This is a genomic window from Parasphingorhabdus litoris DSM 22379 (genome assembly GCF_020906275.1).
Lineage (GTDB): Bacteria > Pseudomonadota > Alphaproteobacteria > Sphingomonadales > Sphingomonadaceae > Parasphingorhabdus > Parasphingorhabdus litoris.
Window position 1 is genome coordinate 2,727,300 of the sequence record NZ_CP086727.1, and the last position, 20,660, is coordinate 2,747,959.

General features: G+C 52.3%; 19 protein-coding genes and 1 tRNA gene. 7 read left to right on the plus strand and 13 right to left on the minus strand.

Annotated features, from left to right (window positions below):
- Positions 1-3: 3 nt before the first annotated feature.
- Genes BS29_RS13265 through BS29_RS13275 form a run of 3 tightly spaced genes read right to left on the minus strand, consistent with a single transcriptional unit; the run spans position 4 to position 3,146 of the window.
- Positions 4-735 carry a LytR/AlgR family response regulator transcription factor gene (locus BS29_RS13265; RefSeq protein WP_229954117.1) on the minus strand — a complete coding sequence of 244 codons (732 nt, stop codon included), beginning with the start codon at positions 733-735 and terminating at the stop codon, positions 4-6.
- On the minus strand, positions 732-1,892 hold the full coding sequence (locus BS29_RS13270; RefSeq protein ID WP_229954118.1) for a sensor histidine kinase: 1,161 nt from the start codon (positions 1,890-1,892) through the stop codon (positions 732-734). The genes BS29_RS13265 and BS29_RS13270 overlap by 4 nt, the downstream gene beginning before the upstream one ends.
- Positions 1,893-1,898: 6 nt before the next feature.
- Positions 1,899-3,146 (minus strand): DUF2891 domain-containing protein, encoded by a 1,248-nt coding sequence (locus BS29_RS13275; protein WP_229954119.1) that lies wholly within the window; start codon positions 3,144-3,146, stop codon positions 1,899-1,901.
- Positions 3,147-3,209: 63 nt separating this feature from the next.
- Between BS29_RS13275 and BS29_RS13280 the strand changes: the two genes are divergently transcribed.
- The 5 genes from BS29_RS13280 to BS29_RS13300 all read left to right on the plus strand — a co-directional run bounded on the left by BS29_RS13280 (position 3,210) and on the right by BS29_RS13300 (position 8,603).
- On the plus strand, positions 3,210-4,616 hold the full coding sequence (locus BS29_RS13280; protein WP_229954120.1) for an MATE family efflux transporter: 1,407 nt from the start codon (positions 3,210-3,212) through the stop codon (positions 4,614-4,616).
- Between the two features lie 265 nt (positions 4,617-4,881).
- Positions 4,882-6,222: a cell wall hydrolase gene (locus tag BS29_RS13285; RefSeq protein ID WP_229954121.1), complete on the plus strand. Its 1,341-nt coding sequence runs from the start codon at positions 4,882-4,884 to the stop codon at positions 6,220-6,222.
- A 120-nt stretch (positions 6,223-6,342) separates the two neighbouring features.
- A complete protein-coding gene (locus tag BS29_RS13290; RefSeq protein WP_229954122.1) occupies positions 6,343-7,716 on the plus strand; it encodes a class II 3-deoxy-7-phosphoheptulonate synthase in 1,374 nt (457 codons plus the stop codon).
- Between the two features lie 3 nt (positions 7,717-7,719).
- Positions 7,720-7,953 carry a hypothetical protein gene (locus BS29_RS13295; protein ID WP_229956956.1) on the plus strand — a complete coding sequence of 78 codons (234 nt, stop codon included), beginning with the start codon at positions 7,720-7,722 and terminating at the stop codon, positions 7,951-7,953.
- Between the two features lie 101 nt (positions 7,954-8,054).
- Positions 8,055-8,603, plus strand: coding sequence for a DUF4136 domain-containing protein (locus BS29_RS13300; protein ID WP_229954123.1), 549 nt, complete (start codon positions 8,055-8,057; stop codon positions 8,601-8,603).
- Positions 8,604-8,639: 36 nt separating this feature from the next.
- Here BS29_RS13300 and BS29_RS13305 read toward each other — a convergent pair whose 3' ends face one another.
- From BS29_RS13305 to BS29_RS13325, 5 genes are all read right to left on the minus strand, one after another.
- Positions 8,640-10,925: a CHASE2 domain-containing protein gene (locus tag BS29_RS13305; protein ID WP_229954124.1), complete on the minus strand. Its 2,286-nt coding sequence runs from the start codon at positions 10,923-10,925 to the stop codon at positions 8,640-8,642.
- Positions 10,926-10,988: 63 nt separating this feature from the next.
- Entirely contained in the window at positions 10,989-12,356 is a 1,368-nt protein-coding gene (locus BS29_RS13310) for a FecR domain-containing protein (RefSeq protein ID WP_229954125.1), read from the minus strand.
- 2 nt (positions 12,357-12,358) lie between these two features.
- On the minus strand, positions 12,359-13,054 hold the full coding sequence (locus tag BS29_RS13315; RefSeq protein ID WP_229954126.1) for a response regulator transcription factor: 696 nt from the start codon (positions 13,052-13,054) through the stop codon (positions 12,359-12,361).
- Positions 13,055-13,325: 271 nt separating this feature from the next.
- Positions 13,326-13,400: transfer RNA gene (locus BS29_RS13320), tRNA-Gln, on the minus strand.
- Positions 13,401-13,491: 91 nt separating this feature from the next.
- Positions 13,492-14,589, minus strand: a complete 1,098-nt coding sequence (locus BS29_RS13325) for a branched-chain amino acid aminotransferase (RefSeq protein WP_229954127.1) — start codon at positions 14,587-14,589, stop codon at positions 13,492-13,494.
- A gap of 87 nt (positions 14,590-14,676) precedes the next feature.
- Between BS29_RS13325 and BS29_RS13330 the strand changes: the two genes are divergently transcribed.
- A complete protein-coding gene (locus BS29_RS13330; protein WP_229954128.1) occupies positions 14,677-15,189 on the plus strand; it encodes a MarR family winged helix-turn-helix transcriptional regulator in 513 nt (170 codons plus the stop codon).
- 211 nt (positions 15,190-15,400) lie between these two features.
- Here BS29_RS13330 and BS29_RS13335 read toward each other — a convergent pair whose 3' ends face one another.
- From BS29_RS13335 to BS29_RS13355, 5 genes are all read right to left on the minus strand, one after another.
- Complete coding sequence (locus BS29_RS13335; RefSeq protein ID WP_229954129.1) at positions 15,401-15,769, minus strand: GNAT family N-acetyltransferase; 369 nt, start codon at positions 15,767-15,769, stop codon at positions 15,401-15,403.
- Positions 15,770-15,947: 178 nt separating this feature from the next.
- Entirely contained in the window at positions 15,948-16,760 is an 813-nt protein-coding gene (locus tag BS29_RS13340) for a pyrroline-5-carboxylate reductase family protein (protein WP_229954130.1), read from the minus strand.
- Positions 16,761-16,771: 11 nt separating this feature from the next.
- Positions 16,772-17,278 carry a type III secretion system chaperone family protein gene (locus BS29_RS13345; protein ID WP_229954131.1) on the minus strand — a complete coding sequence of 169 codons (507 nt, stop codon included), beginning with the start codon at positions 17,276-17,278 and terminating at the stop codon, positions 16,772-16,774.
- A gap of 185 nt (positions 17,279-17,463) precedes the next feature.
- The gene (locus BS29_RS13350; RefSeq protein WP_229954132.1) at positions 17,464-17,826 is read right to left on the minus strand and encodes an accessory factor UbiK family protein; all 363 of its coding nucleotides are present in this window, start codon (positions 17,824-17,826) and stop codon (positions 17,464-17,466) included.
- A 37-nt stretch (positions 17,827-17,863) separates the two neighbouring features.
- Entirely contained in the window at positions 17,864-18,412 is a 549-nt protein-coding gene (locus tag BS29_RS13355) for a TspO/MBR family protein (protein ID WP_229954133.1), read from the minus strand.
- A 298-nt stretch (positions 18,413-18,710) separates the two neighbouring features.
- On the opposite strand from BS29_RS13355, the gene BS29_RS13360 reads away from it, so the two are divergent.
- Complete coding sequence (locus BS29_RS13360) at positions 18,711-20,540, plus strand: ABC transporter transmembrane domain-containing protein (protein ID WP_229954134.1); 1,830 nt, start codon at positions 18,711-18,713, stop codon at positions 20,538-20,540.
- The last annotated feature ends 120 nt before the right edge of the window (positions 20,541-20,660 follow it).

The following is a 20,660-nucleotide window of genomic DNA, read 5'->3' on the forward strand; positions in this document are numbered from 1 at the left end:
AAATTATTGCGCCAAGACACTCATTGCTGCTTTCACAAAGCTTGGGCCAATCGTCAGCTCTGTTCCATCTTGCATGACGACGAAACGGCGACGGCCCTTGCGGCGGACATCCCTAACAAAATTGCGATTCACGGCAGCCGAGCGATGCACGCGAACAAAGATATCCGCTGGCAGTCTTTGCAATAAAGACTGCATTGATTCATGCACCAGATAGCTGCGTTCAGGCAGGCATAGTCGCATATAATCACGGTCTGCCTCTATCCACCCAATATCACCGCAGCCAATCTGTACCGCTGTATTTCCATCCTGCACCCAAAGCCTTTGGTCGCTTTTAGTTTGCAAAGTCGACCCGGTGGTTTGGCGCTTTTTTTGAACACGCTCTAGCGCCTCTCTGAGTAAATCTTCTTTTACAGGCTTCAGAAGATAGTCCGTCGCATCAAAGCGAAAGGCTTCTACGGCATATCTGTCATGAGCGGTTGTGAATATGATTTCCGGAACATTGGTCATCTGTCGGCATTGTTTCGCGACCTCCATGCCGGAAAGGTCCGGCATATCGATATCCAGCAACAATATTTCCGGACAATTTTGCGCAACCATGTCCAGTGCTTCCCGGCCGCCACTTGCCATATCCACACGATTGATGTTGGTCATCCTGTTGCACAGGGATTTTATACGACCACGTGCCAATGGTTCGTCATCGACAATCAGAATGTCGAGCTTCTGGTTAGACATCATAGACAATAATCTCTGAAAATCTGTTTTTCGTCCGGAATGATGATCGTCGCTACCATCTTGTTTTCGTCATCAATGCCGGTGAACAAAGCGGCAGCCGGCCCATAAAGAGCTGCCAGTCGCTCGCTTATATTCGCCAGCCCCATGCCATTGCCGCTGGTAGTATCATCGCTGGCCCCTATGCACCCATCATTGGAGACTACGAGCTTCAGGCGATCTGTATCTTTCGAGGCAGAGATAGTAACCGTGACCGGGTTACAGGTGCGCGCGACGCCATGTTTGATAGCATTCTCAACCAGCGGCTGAATGATCAGAGTGGGGATTTTCCAATTGCGCACATCATCTTCAATATGCACTTCGAAAGACAGGCGTTTGGGAAACCGGACCTGCTCAATCTCTAGATAACGAACCTGTTGAGCAATTTCCTGTTCAACGGTCATCATGTCATCGTCTTCATCATTAAGTACCGAGCGCATATAGTCGGCCAACCCATCAACCAAGTCTTCGGCTTGGCTGTTTTTCTGATCGATGATCAGGCTGCTGACCGAATTCAACGCGTTAAAAACAAAATGAGGATTTAGCTGGTAGCGCAAGGCGCGCATTTCGCTCTTTCGAGTAACCCGTTCGAGATTTCGGCTGTGTATCAGCGCAGCTTGTGTTTTGCGGCTGTTGGCCATCGCCAAATATAACCCGCCCCAGCCTACTAATATAAGGTAGTCTACAAATGCCGTATCAAAAAAATGAGACAATGCCTTGCCAGGCGGAAGATTGTGATTGGTGCTGATATGATCCAGTATTGGCATGGGAAAAGCCAATATGAAGTCGGTCAAATAGGCGATGGCCAGTGCCAGAAATATGGTTGGCATCGTCAAAATCAACAACGCGCTCGTCGTGCGATCACCAACAAGGATCAAACAGCGATACAAAGCCCAGGTGACGGTGACCGAGATGATCGCGGTTATCAAATATGTCGTAAGCGAATGGCTGTGATCAGGTGCACCCCAGAGTATCGCCCTCAGCGCATTAACCATAAAGTAAGCCGACCAAACCCCAAAGATACTCTTCATCGCCAAATCGATATTGATCGGGAATATCCGGTGCCAGAAAGGCGACACTCTTGGCGATAAATTGTCGGCAAGTGGGATCGGTTGCGTAGCCATGGCCGTTTACTCCGTTTCCGCTACTGAAGCGGACGGACGGGTCTGATCTTGCTGGTCATTCACCACCGGTTCGCGATTTAATCCCCTTTCAGTGCGCCAATATGTGGCGAAACTGGCCAACCAGTGGCTCCCGGCATAATGAGGAGTGCGAACGGATTGCTCCCCGGCATCTCCATGCAGTTTTGCAGACGCCAGCAGAGCGGCTTTACGGCTGTCTCCTTCCGGCAGCGCTGTGGCTATCCCTTCCAAAGCCCATGCGCGCGAAAGGTTCAAACCATCGAGATGTACAAGTTTGCCATCGGTTGGATCCCTGACGATGCCGACCTCCAGCCAATCAGCGCTGCCATCTGTTGGTATATCTGGCAGAAAGGCGGTCAACCACTCGGCAAATTCCCTTTTAGTCAAAATCCGACGCATCAAATCTGCTTCCATCAGGCATGGCGACAGAAAATCTTCACCTGATGGTTCATACGCGAGCGGACAACTATTGTCGTAGACATGGAACTCCATGCTTTTATCCGCAATCAATTTTACCATCTGGTCATCGCCAGTAATCCGAGCCCAATCCAGAAACAGGCCGAAAGCAAAGGCAGACTGGTTGTGAGTGCCCAGCCGGATCGGATAGGCAAGTTTGGGAACCCAAGAGGTAATGCGATCCTTGATAGCCGCCTCCAGTGGCTTCAACCGGTCCAGCCATATCTGCGCCTGCTCCGCCTTGGTATTACCCCGGGACGCAATTTCGCTAAGCTCTGCGGTCAATTGTAAAAACCAGGCAAGACCATAGGGCCGCTCAAACGAAGCCCTGCCCTCACCATTGAAATAAGCAACCTCTCCGGCAATTTTCTCGACCGTGAAATTGATAGAGAGCGCAGAAGCAATCTCTTCCTCCATTTCCGGCACCGAGCCATTGCCCCACAACCGCGTCAGCAGCCAGTGACCATGCACCGCACTGTGCCAGTCATAACATCCGTAAAATACGGGGGTCAGCCGAACAGGTTCTTGCACATCGCTGGCGCTGTTCATCACATGGCTGATTTTATTGGGATATTGTTTGTTCACACAGTCCAATGCGATCCGGGCATAAGCATGTTCGGGCTTGCGCGGCGACTGGCTATTCTCTGCTGGATCGGGAGCTACATTCTTGCGCTCAAAATATCCTTGCTCAGATATATCTCGCTGCCCTTCCTCATCGCTCACGGAACAAGACGACATAATGATCGTCATCGACAACAGAAAACTAAAGCGCAGTAGCATATATTGCTCCCCAAAAAGCAATTCTAGCATAGAGAGGAATTGACCGGATGGCAAAACGCTATAGTGCAAATATTCGATAGAATTTTGCCGATTCCGGCCAACATATTCATTTTTCAGGATCATCTTATCGCCAGCCAGCCTGCTATATTTCTTACCGGCAATCCGATGCGGCATATTACGGTGATGACACTTACGGCAAGCATCGGCTTGCTGACCATGTTCATCGTCGATTTTGTGGATTTGCTCTACATTGCGCAGTTGGGCGACAACGCACTGACCGCAGCCATGGGTTTTGCCGCTACCATCCTGTTTTTCGGCACCGCTTTCAATATCGGTTTGATGATCGCCGCAAGCGCCCTGGCGGCCCGCAAAATTGGGCAAGGTGACGCCGATTATGCACGGCGGTATCTGACCAATATACTCGCACTGAGCATGCTGCTTATCATCCCACTCGCAATCATATTCTTCGTCTTCGCTCCACAAATATTGTCGCTAGCCGGGGCCACAGGAACCGCCAAGGAAGCCGCTATTGGTTACATCCGGATCGTTTCACCGTTCATGCCATTCAGTGTCACCGCAATGGTCTGTTCCGGATTTCTTCGCGCCCATGGTGCTGCACGGCGCGCGATGACAGTGACGCTGAGCATGGGTATTGCCAATGCCATATTGGATCCGATTTTCATCTTCGGCCTTGGGCTCGGTATCAACGGCGCCGCCATGGCCACCGCCTGTGCAGCTATTGTCTCATCCATTCTTGCCGTTGTACCGATCATCAAGCATTATGGTGGCTTTCAGCGGCTTTCATCCGTCCTTTTCAAAGAGGATTTGAAACCGATTATCGCGATCCTTGTACCGGCCATATTGACCAATGTCGCAACCCCGGTGGGCGGCTTTATTTCCTATCGATTCATCGCCAGCTATCCCGATGAAGTTATTGCAGGATTTGCGGTTATAGGACGTGTTGTTCCCGTTGCCTTTTGCTTGCTCTTTTCTCTTTCTGGCGCTGTTGGCCCCATTATTGGCCAGAATTTCGGGGCCCTGAAATTTGATCGTATACGCCTGACCATCAATCAAGCCATGGGCTTTGCGCTTGGTTATACGCTACTTATTTGGCCGCTATTATACCTGCTCCAAAATCCGATCAGTGATATTTTCAACTTGCAGGGCGAAGGACGCGATGTTTTCTGGCTTTTTGCCGTGTTCCTTACGCCGCTATTCTTTTTCAACGGCATTTTGTTCATCTCCAATGCTGCTTGCAACAATCTGGAACGCCCGACCTGGTCGACGGTAATGAACTGGTTACGCAACACGGTCGGAATCTATCCGTTCCTTTTGGTCGGAGGTGCGTTATATGGCCTTCCCGGCATTGTTATCGGACCCGCCATTGGCGGCGTCCTATTTGGCATTATCGGCTATGCTGTTGCTCGCTATCTGGTAACGGTTCAGGAAGCGAATCACACTTTGGATTAGGAAATCATGGCAGTGACAGCCGCTTTTTTACCAAGCTGTTCCTATCGCCCGCACATTGATTTTCTGCAGATTCTGGTTCTCTTGGGGGTGATCTGCAGAATTGCGGCGTTAACCAATTAACACCCGGCCATGCCGCGTCCCATCATGAAACAACCTGATTTTGATCAGCGATTGCAGCAAAGATAGGCTGTATTTGTGGTCTTTCCAGCCCGCTTGGGCCTTTGCAGGTGTTTCGAAAATTACCCAACGTGTTCCTCCTCCCTACGTGCCGCAGTTAAGCAGCTGTCATTCAGCGGTTGCTGGACCAGCAGGATATGCGCTGTCGCCATCTCCAGAACGCGGACGGAAGGACAGTGGCGAGGATCAAAAACCGGCACCCCAACAGGCTGATTCCGATGACCCGGAGATCAGTTTGTCTCAAACAAAGCCGACGACAGCATGGCATCTTCCTGATTGGCTGACGTTAAATGCCCGTGAACGGATATTATTGGGCCTACTGATTTTCAGTCTTGTGATGATTCCTGCGACCATGCCGCAAGCCGGCCTTGATGCGCAGTCATATAATCCCAGTGATCCCAACTTGCAGCCTGTTGAACGCGCAGAAGAAAATTTTGCGGGCTCTGCTTTTTACTTTATCGATCCTGGCTATGCGATACCGCAGAATTACGGTGATCTCGCAATTGATCCGCTGGCGGAGCAGGGTAGCGACGGAATAGACGGTCTACTCACAAATGGCGACGGTACCGCCACTAGCCGCAACCAAACCGCATCGGCCCATTTGATTCACCCGATCGCCTTTCGCGCATCCTCTATCGACAACAGCCGTGCTCTCCAATGCCTGACGTCGGCCATCTATTATGAGGCTGGGCTGGAACCTGATGCCGGGCAACGTGCCGTCGCGCAGGTCGTACTAAACCGCGTACGCCACCCCAGCTATCCCGGTACCATCTGCGGCGTCGTTTTCCAGGGCAGCGAACGCAGCACCGGATGCCAATTTTCTTATACATGTGACGGGTCACTGCGCCGTAAACCATCGAGATTTCATTGGAATCGTGCCAAGAAAGTTGCCGCTTTGGCACTTGCCGGCAAAATTGCATCACCTGTGGGCACGGCCACCCATTATCACACGACCGAAATTTATCCCTATTGGGCGCCCAGTCTGCGCTTTCTCGGTACCATTGGCGCGCATCGCTTTTACAGCTGGAAAGGCAGCGCCGGCAAAGCGTTGGCGTTTAATCAGCAATATCGAGGTGGCGAGCCCCTGCCCGCCCCCAAACCACGCAAATATGATTCAAAGTCAGTATCTTCGCTTGATCCCATAGCGCTCGAAAAAGCTTATGAAGCCGGACGGCGCAAGGCGCAGGCAGAGGCCCAGAAAGCCCAAAAAGCTGCCGCCATCGCAGCCGACAATGCGCGGCGACACAACTTACCGATATCGTCTATCAACAGCAATACGACCAAAACCTATCAGACACCCAATTACAGTAGGGAGGCGATGAAAAAGGGCGGAGAAAGCGCCTTTGCAGGTCAGAAACTACCCCATGTCGGACAGGTGAAACAGCAATATCGCAATGCCGGTACGTGGAAAGACAAACCGGGCAGCTAGCCCTGCAACCGAGATGATCTGTTAGTTTCGGCCGCAACCAAACGGTGCTTTTGCTTGCCATTTCCCTTGAAACGAGCCTAAAGCCACCCGATTTTAAGTGAAAGACATTGGAGTGTGCTCATGGCGACAAATTGGACGCCGAACGGTTGGAGAAATTTTGAAGGGCTGCAAATGCCTGACTATCCGGATGCGACGAAGCTCGCAGATACGGAACAACTGCTTGGCACCTATCCTCCATTGGTATTTGCCGGAGAAGCGCGCAGCCTGAAAAAGGACCTGGCGGAAGTTGCAGAAGGCAAGGGTTTCCTGCTGCAAGGTGGTGATTGTGCGGAGAGTTTCGCGGAATTTCATCCGAACAATATTCGCGACACATTCCGGGTCATTCTCCAGATGGCCGTAGTACTCACCTACGCATCGAAAATGCCGATCGTGAAGCTGGGCCGGATGGCCGGGCAATTTGCCAAGCCACGCTCTGCACCGACTGAGACACAAGATGGCATCGAAATGCCCAGCTATCGCGGCGATATTATCAACGGCATCGAGTTTGACGAGGGCCGTCGTCAACCCGATCCTGATCGGATGATCCGCGCCTATAATCAGGCAGCGGCCACACTGAACCTGCTGCGCGCCTTTTCAACCGGCGGTTATGCGAATCTGCAACAGGTTCATGGCTGGACCCATGATTTTATGAGCCGTAGCCCTTGGGCCAAGAAATTCGAAGAAATGGCAGATCGCATCGGCGAGGCTCTCTCTTTCATGGAAGCATGCGGGATTAATCCCGACACCGTGCCGCAACTGAAAGCGACGTCCTTTTATACCAGCCATGAGGCGCTTTTGCTCCCTTATGAAGAAGCATTGACGCGTCAGGACAGCCTAACCGGTGAATGGTATGATACCAGCGCTCATTTCTTGTGGATTGGTGATCGGACTCGCTTTGAAGGATCAGCGCATGTTGAGTTCCTGCGCGGTATCGGCAACCCAATTGGCATGAAATGTGGTCCATCGCTGAAAGCTGATGACCTGTTGAAAATGCTCGACACCCTAAACCCCGGACGGGAAGCGGGCAGGATCACGCTGATCTCCCGCTTTGGTCATGATAAGGTCGAGAGTGGATTGGCCCCACTGGTTCGTGCCGTCAAACAGGAAGGCCATCCGGTCATCTGGTCCTGCGATCCAATGCATGGCAATGTTATCAAGGCGGATAGCGGCTATAAAACTCGTCCGTTTGAACGCATTCTTGCTGAGGTTCGCGGCTTCTTTGCGGTGCATCGCGCGGAAGGCACTTTTGCTGGTGGTATCCATTGCGAAATGACCGGCCAGAATGTCACCGAATGCACCGGCGGCGCTGTTGCGATTACTGATGCGTCGCTTGGCGATCGCTACCATACGCATTGCGATCCACGGTTGAACGCAGCACAATCTTTGGAATTGGCTTTCCTTTTGGCAGAGATGCTCAATCAGGAACTATCAGATCGTGCGCAGGAAGCCGCTTAAAACATGGCAGAGAAAATCAAGCCGGAACGCATGCGGCCAGAGGATTATGCAGAAGGAGGATCACCGATGAGCAGAGGGGCCACCTATGTTCGCAAGGAAATTGTCAGCAAAGGCGTGGGCTTTGGCAGCGCATTGGCGATTGCGATCAGCTTCACCACGCACAAGTCGATCCTCTGGGCCATTATTCACGGCTTCTTCTCTTGGTTCTATGTTATCTATTACGCCCTGACACGATAGTCTGTTCAAGTGATTGGCCGATGGCTTTGGCCAATTATCGTGACATTACAGAGCTTTCTCGTTATTGATACGCGCGGTTACAAACAAACCAGAGGACTACCATGCGCCTTGCCATCTTGTTGATACCGCTTTTGGCCATCACCGCGAGTTGCAGTGGCCCGATAGAAACCCGTATTCAAACACAGTCTGCGGCCCCTCTGCTCGCCCAAAACCAATATAACTTCTCCCCAAAACCGGAGCAGAACAGTCCAGCCTATAAAAAGGCGCGAACGTTGGTTACTGAGGCGCTTGCAGCCAAAGACCTCACCGCCGTTGAGCAGGCATCGGTAACTGTTCATATTGCCTTGGCTAACCGGCCTGCATCCATTGCGATGACGGTCGGAGAAGATAATGATATCGAAACGATCGCCGCACAAAAGGAGCGGAAGCCCCTGCAGTCGTGCGACGACTTTGAACACCGCCTTACCATAACGATGGTCAATTCAGCTGATGGATCTATTCTATATTCCGGTACGGCCGCTGAGTATCATTGCAAAGGCACTTTGGAACAATCCTTACCCTATCTGATCGATGGTGCGCTTTCTGGCCTGGGCGACACGCCGAGCCAGATACCGAACGAAAAAACGCGCACGCGGACCGGCTTGGAATAGGCAATCCTCGACTAACCCACGCCGAAAAATACTGATTCAGACCAGTTCCTCGGGTTCCGGTGCAAGCGGCAGTAAAACTGTGAAACGCGCACCACCTTCTCGGACGTTCTCTGCACGTATAGACCCGCCGTGGCGCGCCATGACGGCTGAGACAAAATTCAATCCCAATCCAGTCCCTTTCACAGTGCCATGAGAATCATCATCATTGCTGGCAAACCGCTCAAACAGCTGATCCAGCATATCTTCTGCGATACCATTGCCCTGATCGGTGATCGTCACTGATACAAAAGCTTGCTTGTCAAGATCGATAGAGCGAAGCACAATCTCAATGTCACTGTCATCCGGACTATATTTGATCGCATTATCAATCAGATTGGCAAATGAACGATAGAGACTAGATGGTTCACCAATGATGAAGGCGCCCTCTGTATAATCCTCCACCGTTGACTTGATTCCGCGCTGTTTGGCCAGCGGCCATAGACTGTCATTCGCCTCGATCACAAGATCGGAGAGCAATATCTCTTCACCGGAAAATTCGCTGGATTTAATCCGCGCCAGACCGACAAAATTGTCGGCCAAGGCCAGTGTACGGCGCGCATGGCTCTCTATTCGTTTATTCTCGTCCGTCGCATCCTGACCATCGAGCAGCGCCAAAATGGCGGCCTGCGGCGAGCGCATATCATGAGACAAAAGCTGTAGCACTTCTTCACGCTCCTGCGCGGCATTGGCGACTTCCGTAATGTCCGCGAGATAATGGATATGCCCGCGTAGCTCACCTTCATCGGACAAAATTCGTGCCCGGCGCATGGCGAAAATCTCGTCTTTTACAGACGTGAAATCAACATAGTCATGTTCTCGCAGCTCCTGGTCGATCGCCAGATAGTCTTTGACATCCTCTAGGCCTTCTGGTGCCACGAAGCGCTCCAGCATATCATCAAGAGCCAAATCCTGCACACCATCTTCTACGCCAGATTGGGCAAGCTTGTTGACGAACTTCACTTTCCCATCGAGGTCAGTGATAAACATCGGATCGGGTAAATTCGTCAACGCATCGGTAATGAACCGCCGCAAATCACGTACATGTTTAATGGCATGCGCCAATTCTTCGGCTTGTTCCGTTACCAGATCGACCGGACCAAGCGGCACCTGAAGCACTGGTATATCGGGTGTTTCAGTACGATAGTTCTTCAGCTCACCATCCATGAAATCGCTAGTTGCTTGCAAGCGCCGCCAACCCCAGACCGGGTAGACAAGCGCCAGGCCAACCAATGCCGCGCCCGGAGCGAACCAAATTTGCAAAGACAAGAGGATCGCGCTGGCCGACAAAATGAATATCACCAATCCAACTGAGACAAAAATCGTTGTCCGCGGCCGCCAGCGCCAAAACCCGATCAGCAATATCCATGTCGGAATCAAGGACAAAGCGATTTGCATTGTTGTCGAGACCGGCATCACAAATCTGTCAGCGGTTATATCATTCAACAGATTGGCCATAATCTCGACACCGGCCATTGTGCCGCCATCCCCTAACGGAACCGGATGTTGATCCCCCAAGCCTTGTGCCGTGGCGCCGACCAGAATGGTCTTGTCCTTGAGAAACGCTCTGGGAATTTCCCCATTCGCTACCGCGGCATAAGAAACCTGAGCAAAATCGCCACGGTTCGCATAAGGCATCAGCAGGGGTTGCTGACAATCACCAAGACGGCGAAATATTGCGGAACTCTCTCCATTGATCTGCCGATAAACCTGTTCCATCAAATGCGGCCAGACTATCTCGTCGTTAGAGGTACCATTCGCAGTATCCTTGAAACAAAGAGATGTCCGGCGAACCACGCCATCACGATCAAACAGCAGATTGACATGACCAATGGCTGCCGCTGCCTGCTTCAAAGACGCAATGGGTTCTTTGATATCAAATGCCGCACCATTGGTTCCCGGAAAGACGAAGTGTAAAGGAAACAGAAGATTGTCGGTTTGTGCCGCCGCGTTGGCCATCGCCATATCTTCCTCACTATCGCCAGGCTCGCTCAACAATATATCAAAAGCGATGGCCTTTGGCTCAGCATCAGCCAGCTGGTTCAGCAGTGCCGCGTGACGGGATCGTGACCATGGCCATTGCCCAAAGGTGGCCAGGCTGTCTTCGTCAATGGCGACTATCAAGACATCATCTGGCGCTTCCGGCCTGTCATATTCCGAGAGGCGATCATAAAGCAGATTGTCAAAGCCTGACAGGCTGTTCCAGTATATCAGCCCGCATACAATTAGCGAGGCCGCCAAAGCCACACCGGTCCATTCAATTCCAAGGCGGCGGCGTAGTTTCATTGGTCGTCGGTTCTCCCCAAATGGGCTATAGACAAACCCCCATCAAAACCTGCGATTAAGCGCCTAGCCAGCGACCGTCAATTTCTCGAAATCTGTCCATTTCTGAAAGACATCTTTGTCTTCCGGATCAGAAGAATATTGGGTGACGCCAACACGCCAAAAATATTCGCCATCCGGTAGATCCGATAAAGTGATCACATCTCTTGTCAGACCCGCTTCATCGACAATCGGCACCGTGTCCGTTCCGCCGAGCATCAATTGAAAACGATATGTCCGCTTTCCGCTGCCAGCACCAACCCACTTGAAACGATAGCCAAAATCACCGCTGTCAGCACTGCCACTGAGAGTGCTAAGCTGGCGTTTGAACGAATAGTTGAAGGGCATACCTTCAAAGCCATCTTCATCAATGGCAGTCGCTTTCCCAAAATAGCGACCATCGGGAATGCTGGCCAGAGAGATAGTCTGTCCGTCACCAAGCTGCTCGGTAACAACATCAACAAAACCAGCATCGGATGATATCAATATACGATGGGCTTTTGCAGTAGCGCGCGGAGCAATAGAAAAGTCCAATGTTTCTTCGGATTGCACTTTCGCCGGATCTACAATTTCTGGCGGCGTCAGCAGATCAGCCGTCGCGAGCTCGCCAGTCACTGTTGCTGCGGCTCCTACACCTTCTGGTACCGAAACGCTGGCAGCTCCATCAAAACTCTCGCCAGCCGCTACATCGATTGAACCTTCGACTGTTTCGGAGAAAGCCGTACCCGTTTCCTCATCCACACGCGTTCTGTAGTCGGTTCCACGCACGGCAGAAACAGCAACCGGTGTTCTAACCCGGTACCGGTCAGCTTTCTTGTCAAAGGGCGTCACTTTTGAACGGACCCGGCCGCTATCGACCGCAAGTTCATAGTCGATGCTGTCGGTAAGCAGAATCTGACGCAGCCGCGTAATCCGCATCTTGCTGTTTGATGGCATCGATATGCGCGAACCATCTTCAAGTTGCAGCGTCAGGAAGCTGCCGGCCGATGTCGCCAGTCGGCTACCCTCGCCAATTGCAAGCCCTCTTACAGGTGTAATGTTGCGGCCACCATCGGCTATCGCGACATTGCCGCGAAACGCACTCAAACTTGCCTCGCTCTCGCGATATTTTAACAGACGAAACGGAATGGAAATCGTTTTTCCAACGGGAATGAAACGGGGGTTGGCTATCCGGTTCAGCCGCTGAACCGTGACATAGTCCGACCGCTTGCGCATATATTTTTGCGCAAGTTCAAACAGCGTATCACCCTTTTTGAAAACATAGTCCACGCGCATATTATCCGCGCTGGTCTGCGCCTGCGCTGCCAGAGGCGTGATGGAAATTGGGGCTATTGAAACAAGAGCGAAAAGCCGCAAGTAGCTCGAAACTTGCCGTTTACTGGTCCCTAAGGCCATGGTTACACCCCTTTGTTTAAGGTCTCCAATCTGTAGCCATAGCCGAAAACAGTGAAAATCCGAAACCCGTTCTCGGGCGTCAGCGATAATTTTGACCTTATACGCGACACATGCATGTCAAGCGTCCGGGTCGCCAGATGCGCATTGGTGCGCCAGACGGTTTCCATGATGTAGCGTCGCGACAAGGTTCGGTCGCGATTGCGGAACATCAAATCGGTCAGCTCAAATTCTTTCGCCGTCAGCGAAACTTCATTTTCCTTGTGCCGCACCTTTTGCTCAATACGGTCAAGTATATATTCGCCATATTGCGCAGTCGTTTCCATCGCGGTTGCACCGCTGCTGCGCCGAAGGATAGCATTAATCCGTGCCGCAATAACATTGGGATCTTCCGGCTTGGTAATATAGTCGTCCGCTCCTGCGTTCAGGGCATCGCTGATATCCTGCTTCGCCGTGCGGCTTGTCATCATCATGACCGGTGGCCGCTCATCCACGGCATCTTCCATCCATTCCAGGATCTGCATGCCGGTCTTACCAGGCATATTCCAATCAAGGATCACCAAATCAAAAGTATCTCTGAGCAGCGCATTGGTCAAAGCGTTGCCCTCAGCAAAGCCAACAAAAACATGGCCCTGACCTTCAACAATTTTTCCTAAATATTCGACGATCTCTTTGTCATCGTCCGCAATAGCTACACGCATACTTTTTCCCCGGTAGCGAATAGCAACATCCCATTTGCTTTCGCTTCTTAATAAGTCCCTACCCAGAGTCCGTTTACATCTATGTTCATTGATTTTACCAGCACTACTACAAGTAATTTACAATCATTTACATGATTCCGGTGAAACATGCTAATTCGGCGACCAAATAGAGGTTCAGCCGGCGAATCCGAGAAGGATCCTATGATATGCTGCTTGTCGGCAGGTATAAGCCTACAGAAGATAGGGAGCGGCCGACATGTTTTTTGGAAATTGGTTGGGGTGGCAGGATTCGAACCTGCGCATGGCGGCATCAAAAGCCGCTGCCTTACCACTTGGCGACACCCCAACACTTGCTGCTTCGTTGGTCAGCGAAGGGCCTAATATCCAACTTACCCCCATGGGGCAAGAGCCAGTTACAGCTTATTTCAGATCATTGTTCAGAACAGACGTTTCACCCAGCCATGCTGGTCTTCGACAAGACCGCGTTGAATATCCACTAACCGCATCCGCAGTTTCTCCGTCAACTGGCCCGGACCGCCGCTGCCGATGGTGAAATCGCCACTTTCCGATCGAACCGTTCCGACAGCCGTCACAACCGCAGCCGTTCCACAAGCAAAAGTTTCCAGTAATTTCCCGCTGGCAGCATCTTCGCGCCATTGTTCGATGGAATAAGGTTCCTCACTGACATCCAGACCCTCTTCTCGTGCCAGAATCATGATCGATTCCCGTGTGATTCCAGGGAGAATTGTGCCGGTTAGCGGTGGCGTAATCAATCGGCCATCATCCATCACAAAAAACAGGTTCATTCCGCCCAGCTCTTCAACCCAGCGTTGCTCAGCGGCATCAAGAAAAACGACCTGGTCGCAATCCTGAGCGATGGCCTCGGCCTGCGCAACGAGGCTGGCGGCATAATTCCCGCCGCATTTGGCAGCGCCCGTGCCGCCTGGCGCAGCGCGGCTATAATCCTGTGACACCCAGATGGTGATCGCCGAAGCGCCGGCCTTGAAATAAGCGCCGACCGGAGAGGCGATAACCATGTAGAGATATTCTTTTGCCGGACGAACGCCCAGAAATACCTCGCTGGCGAACATGAAGGGCCGCAAATAAAGCGAACCGCCCTCTGCCGAAGGGAACCAGTCGCGATCAATATCAACCAGCATTTCGACCGATTTCAGAAACAGCTCTTCAGGCAGTTCCGGCATCGCCATGCGCTGCGCCGAGGCCTGAAAGCGCCGGGCATTTTGTTCCGGCCGAAACAAGGCCGTTGTCCCGTCCGCGAGGCGATAGGCTTTCATGCCTTCGAAGATTTCCTGGGCATAATGAAGCACCGACGATGCAGGATCCATAGGAATTGGCGCGCGCGCTTCAACCTTGGCATCATGCCAGCCCTGTCCTTCCGTATAGCGGATGATCACCATGTGATCGGTGAACAGATTGCCAAAACCGGGATTTTCCAACAGCTTTTGTCGGTCGGAATCGGGCACGGGTTGAGGGTTTTGTTCGACAAGGATTTCCAGACTGTCGCTGTTCGCCATATCCCGTCTCTTTCACTGTGCTGATTGGAGGATTCGTAGACTAGTTTATCTTGCAATCACCTAAACAGCATGTCAAGATACGTCAACATGGCTGACATATCTCGCCCCTCTACCTCCCCGGGAGCATCGCCGCTCTTTCTTCGCGAAGACGAAATCAGGCGCGGTGTAGAGCTTCTCTATTTTGGCTATACCCGCCTTACCAACGCGATTGATCAGGAACTCGCCAAACAGGGGCTGGGCCGGGCCCATCACAGAGCCCTCTATTTCATCGCACGCCAACCGGATTTAACGGTGGGAGAATTGCTGCGGCTGCTCGCCATTACCAAACAATCTTTGGGCCGGGTGTTGAAAGAGCTCCATGACCGCGGCCTGGTCGTGACCAAAACCGGCGCACTGGACCGTAGGCAGAAACTGTTACGGCTGACCGATGCCGGTGCAGCCCTCGAAGCAGAATTATTTGCACAATTGCGAGCCCGCCTGTCCGCCGCCTATGTGACCGCCGGACAGGAATCCGTCACCGGCTTCTGGCATGTGCTGGAAGGCTTAGTCCCGGAATCAGACCGTCAAATGGTGTTTGATCTGCGCAAAGATAAAGACTGAATCTGATACGAAGTTCACAAAGTTCCCAATGTCCATTGGGGTGTTTTCTGCTGCGCTATATGGCTTTCAAAGTTCACACTATAGGCGCGCGCCTCATGCGCGCAGGATCATGAAACGGTCAACATTTAAAACTGTGGAAGAGCGCAGTCTGACTATCACGACGCACATATTGTAGGAAAGCTATCAGGATAACCAAATTAATTCACTATCGTTAATCCAGCGACTTTTTCATAAAATATTGTGGATAGATCGGGGGAGCACCATCAAACTGGGCAAACACCTCAAATCCATGTCGCTCATAAAATGGCCGCGCTTGAAAAGCATATGTATCCAGCCACATCAAACTGCATTGCCGATTGCGAGCTTCGGCTTCCGCCATTTCCATCAATTGTGATCCCAGGCCTTGGCCACGCAAATCGCCTGCCACGCTCAAAATATCTACAAAAAAGATGTTCCAGCGGGATTGTCCCCACAGGCCTCCCATAAGATCGCCTGTCCGGGGATGACTAAGTGTAATGGCAAAGTCGCGATTGTTGGGCAAGCCCACAGCTTCAGCGGTGGATTGCCGAAGCAGACTCAAGAGTCTATCCTGAATACCCGTATCGGGGTCTTGCTTGACATCTAATACAGGCGATATTTTCGGCAATTCCGCTTCCTTGGATCAAATTTGTGATCCTATTTATCACACAAAATATGATATCTGAAAACCGCATCAATACCGGTGTTCAGGTAACAGACCGCTCCGTTAGTTGCGATCATCAGGCCTTCGCTTCTTCTGCCATTTCCCGATTGCGTTCCATCGCCGCTTTTAGGACATCATGAAGCAACTGATTAACCCGGCCATCAGCATCCAGCACATCCAACCCCTTGCGGGTAACGCCGTTGGGGCTGGCCACTTGATCGGCAAGTTCGCCCGGACTGTCATCCGATCCGGCCGCCAATGTCGCTGCACCATCAACCATCGCCAATGCCAAACGCGCGGCCTGATCCTTGTTCATGCCGAGCCCGGCTGCCGAAACCGACAGCGCATCAATGAACCGGAACAAAAAGGCTGGCCCAGAACCAGACAAAGCGGTTGCAAGATGCATCTGGTCTTCATTCTCCAACCATTCGGGTGGTCCGAGCGGAGAGAATAGCTGATCCATTTGGTTTTTCAGGGCGACTTCATCGGTTTCGCTGATCAGGATCATCGGTGACTTGGCAACGGTAACCGCCATATTGGGCATTAAGCGAATGATCTTGCCGGCCCTTGGGAAAGCTTTCCGCAATATCGCAATCTCGGTTCCCGCGAGCACCGATACGACATGCGTGTTATCGCCGACCAGAGGCGCGAGATCCGCTGCCACGTCGTCCAGCTGATAAGGCTTCATGGCCAGCATCACCAGATCAGGTGAAACGCCCTTGGGATAGTCAGGCTGTGATTGCAGTCCTCCGGGCAATGGTGATTGATGGGGTTTGACAATGGTGACTTTCGCGCTGTCCAAACCATTATCGAGCCAGGCTTGCAAAATCGCTCCACCCATGTTGCCGCAGCCGACAAACCAGATGCTGTTAAAGCCGTCTCCGATCACGTTTCAATCCCTTATGCTTCACCCTGCGTATCGATCATTGCATGTTCTATCGCATCTTGCGGGCTTTTGTCGCTCCACAAGACAAATTGGAAAACGGGATAAAAGCGCTCCCACTCATCTATCGCCATATCAACGATGGTCTGCGCCTGATCAAGGCCCAGCATACCGCTGCCACCCAACATGATCGCATGACGGAATAGTAAAAGATTGTTTGTCGACCATAGATCAAAATGACCGAGCCAGAGCTGTTCATTAATCAGACCCAATGATTCATAAATGGCGATTTTCTTATCATCAGGGACACGAATGTCGGGCAGCAAAAGCAGTTGCAGCACATGGTCTTCGTTACGCCAGATCGCGCGCAACTGATAGCTGGTCCAATTGCCCTTAATTTCTACCGATATTTCTTCTTCACTGATGTGATCGACGGACCAACCACGCGCTTCGAAAAAAGCGACCAGCATATCAACTGGCGGCGCCTCTTCCTGATCGAGCTCAGACCAAACATCGTCAAGCATTACGGTTCCACATCATTTGCATCATTGCCCCTGCGTCACGAGCCTTAGTGGCCCAGCCCACGAGTCAGGGCAAGGCAGCGCGAGGTCTCAGATCACATTGTTTGTGGGAAGACTGTGGATAATCACCGGGGATAATCACCGGGGACATCCGATGCCCCAACAGTCGGTCAATAATGGGACGGAATCTAGCTTTCGGATTTTGGCGGCGTTGTTTTCTTGGGTGCAGCCTTGCGCGCTGCTGGCTTGCGAGCGGCCGGTTTAGCTGCAGCAGTCTTCCGCGCCGCTGGCTTCTTAGCTGTGGTTTTGGGTGCCGCTTTCTCCAAATCATCGAGACGCTTTTTCAGCGCATCGGCCTCAGCGCGAGCATTGGCCGCCATTTCCTTAACCGCTTCAAATTCTTCCCGAGAGACGAAATCCATCCCGCCAAACCATTCCTTTGCCCGTTCACGTGCGCTGGCTTCCGCTTCGCGGCCAACACCCGCTACAGTGCCCGCCAAGCCATTTAGCACTTTGGAAAGGTCATCGAAAAATCTGTTTTGGCTTTGCATGTCAATTACTCCGTCTGGGGGTCAGGATCTGGCTAGACTATATTTGGGTACTCGCAGCCGGGACGACAAGGGTTTCGGCACCCGGGTTAAGGTCAACTATCTGCTTGTTCAATATCGCAGCGAAACAAAGCCACGCCAGATAGGGAACCATCAACCATGCAGCAGCTTTACGCACCCGTCCGAATATCAATGTGGTAACAAAAGCGGTTGCGAAAATCGAAATCAGTAACCAAAAGGCCGCGGATACCTGATGCATGCCGAAAAATAGCGGTGACCAAAACAGGTTCAATGCATATTGGATCAGGAAAAATGTAATGGCGAGCCCACGCAGCGGGGCACCGCGCGCATGCAATATCATCGAGAGTGCAATGCCCATCATGATGTAAAGGATCGTCCAAGCCACACCGAACATCCAACCAGGTGGCTGTGCCTCGGGCTTGGTCAAAGCCTGAAACCAGCGGTTTTCCTCGCCGGAGCCGGCTACTTGCCCCGATATAAAGCCAAGCACAACGATCACCGGAACAACGAACAAGGCCCAGCGCAAAAGCGACATGCGCAGCTGACCTTTGGATGCGATTTGGTTCACGGTTTCATTCCCCTAACCCAGCCGCTCTATCCGGATTGATCGCCGGATAAAACGAATCATACAGCGGAAAACCGCCACGTTTCTATGGTTTCTTAGGCAATGTTACATCGCTTTGCCAGTGGCTTGGGAACCATATGTCAGACGATCCCGATTTGGGCCGATTATTGCCCCCGGTGCTTGGCATCGGGCAATTACACCCTATGTTAGAAAAACAGGTGTGACGGCATGCGTGATTTTACGTTTGCTGATGATTGCCAACAGGATTGTCGGCCCATAGGCGGGCTGCTAGGGGCCTTGTATGAGTGAAATTACCAATGACAATGCCCCTGAACAGGAGCCGTCAGAGATAGACAAGCCATCGGCCAAGAAAATCGGCAATTTGCGCATGGTCTGGGACCGCGCGATTCAATATCCGAGGCAGATAACCTTTGCTGCGATTGCCCTGTTCGTTGCTGCGATGGCGACACTCGCCATTCCCTGGGGTTTCAAGTCGATTGTCGATGAAGGTTTTGCTTCTGGTGTTGGTGATATTGCCCCCTATTTTCAGCTGCTGCTGGTGATCGTCGGCATATTGGCGGTCGCGACAGCGCTGCGTTTCTATTTTGTCAGTTGGCTTGGCGAACGTGTGGTTGCGGACATTCGATTGGCCGTCCAGCGTAATTTGTTGCGCCTGGCACCCGGTTTTTTTGAAGAAAACCGGCCATCAGAAATCGCATCACGGATGACTTCGGACACGGCCATTATCGAACAGGTTGTTGGCACAACTGTATCTGTGGCTCTGCGCAACATCATTATCGGTATTGGCGGGATAATCTTCCTGTTCACACTGGCACCGGCGCTCACCGCCGGATTATTGCTGGGCATTCCCATCGTCATTTTGCCAATTGTATTTATCGGCCGCAAACTGACCAATGTATCGCGATCCAGCCAGGACCGGGTTGCGGATGTGGGGGCCATGGTTTCAGAAACATTGGGCGCCATGAAAATCGTGCAGGCCTTTGGTCAGGAAAATCGCGAGCATGAACGGTTTGGCGGTGCGGTTGAACATACATTTGATACAGCAAAGCGGCGCATAAGACTGCGCGCGGCATTGACTGCCGTGATTATTGCGCTGGTATTTACCGGGATCACCCTGTTGATGTGGCGCGGTGCCATCGGCGTGGCGGAAGGCACCATATCCGGCGGTACAATCGCTGCTTTCGTGCTAACTGGCGGCCTAGTCGCCGGTGCTTTCGGAGCGTTGACAGAAGTGTACGGCGATCTATTGCGCGCCGCCGGCGCAGCTGGCCGTCTGGCTGAACTCCTGTCGGAAGAGCCCGGCATTGCTGCCCCGACCTCCCCGATAGCATTACCCGAACCGCCGCGTGGGCAAATCTCCTTTGACAATGTCACCTTTACTTATCCAACGCGCCCAGAGGTTGCAGCGCTCAAGAATTTCTCATTGAAAGTAACGCCCGGTGAAACGGTAGCGGTTGTTGGACCGTCGGGTGCGGGTAAATCCACCTTGTTTCAGCTGGCGCAGCGTTTCTATGATCCAGAGGGCGGTAGTGTCCGGATTGATGGCGTTGCCCTGCCCTCCGCCGATCCTGCCGACATTCGCGAACGCATGGCGCTGGTGCCGCAAGATACGGTATTATTTGCTGCCTCGGCCCGCGACAATTTGCGCTATGGCAAATGGGATGCGACGGACGAAGAAATTTGGGCCGCAGCGCGTGCCGCCAATGCCGAGAAGTTTCTTCTCGAGCTGCCTGACGGGCTGGATAGCTTCATGGGTGAAGCGGGAACACGATTGTCTGGCGGGCAGCGGCAGCGGGTGGCGATAGCTAGGGCCCTGCTCCGTCAAACGCCTATTCTGCTGCTCGACGAAGCGACATCGGCGCTGGATGCGGAGAGTGAAAAGCTGGTACAGGATGCGCTCGATCGATTGATGCGCGATCGTACGACAATCGTCATAGCCCACCGTTTGGCAACAATTCGATCAGCGGATCGCATCATCGTGATGGATGAAGGGAAGATTGTCGAACAAGGCAATCATGACAGTTTGATCAGCCAAAACGGCCTTTATGCCAAGCTCGCCGAGTTGCAGTTTAACGGCGGCGATCAACCGAAGGCCGCTGTCGCCATCTGAGCAAAGAGTGCGACCGGCACATCCTTCGAGGAGACAGAGCGGGCCTGCTCGCGTGCGTGATTGTTGGCTGACCGTAGCGCCTGTTTCTGATTTCGATCACCTTGAAAAACATGCCTAGTG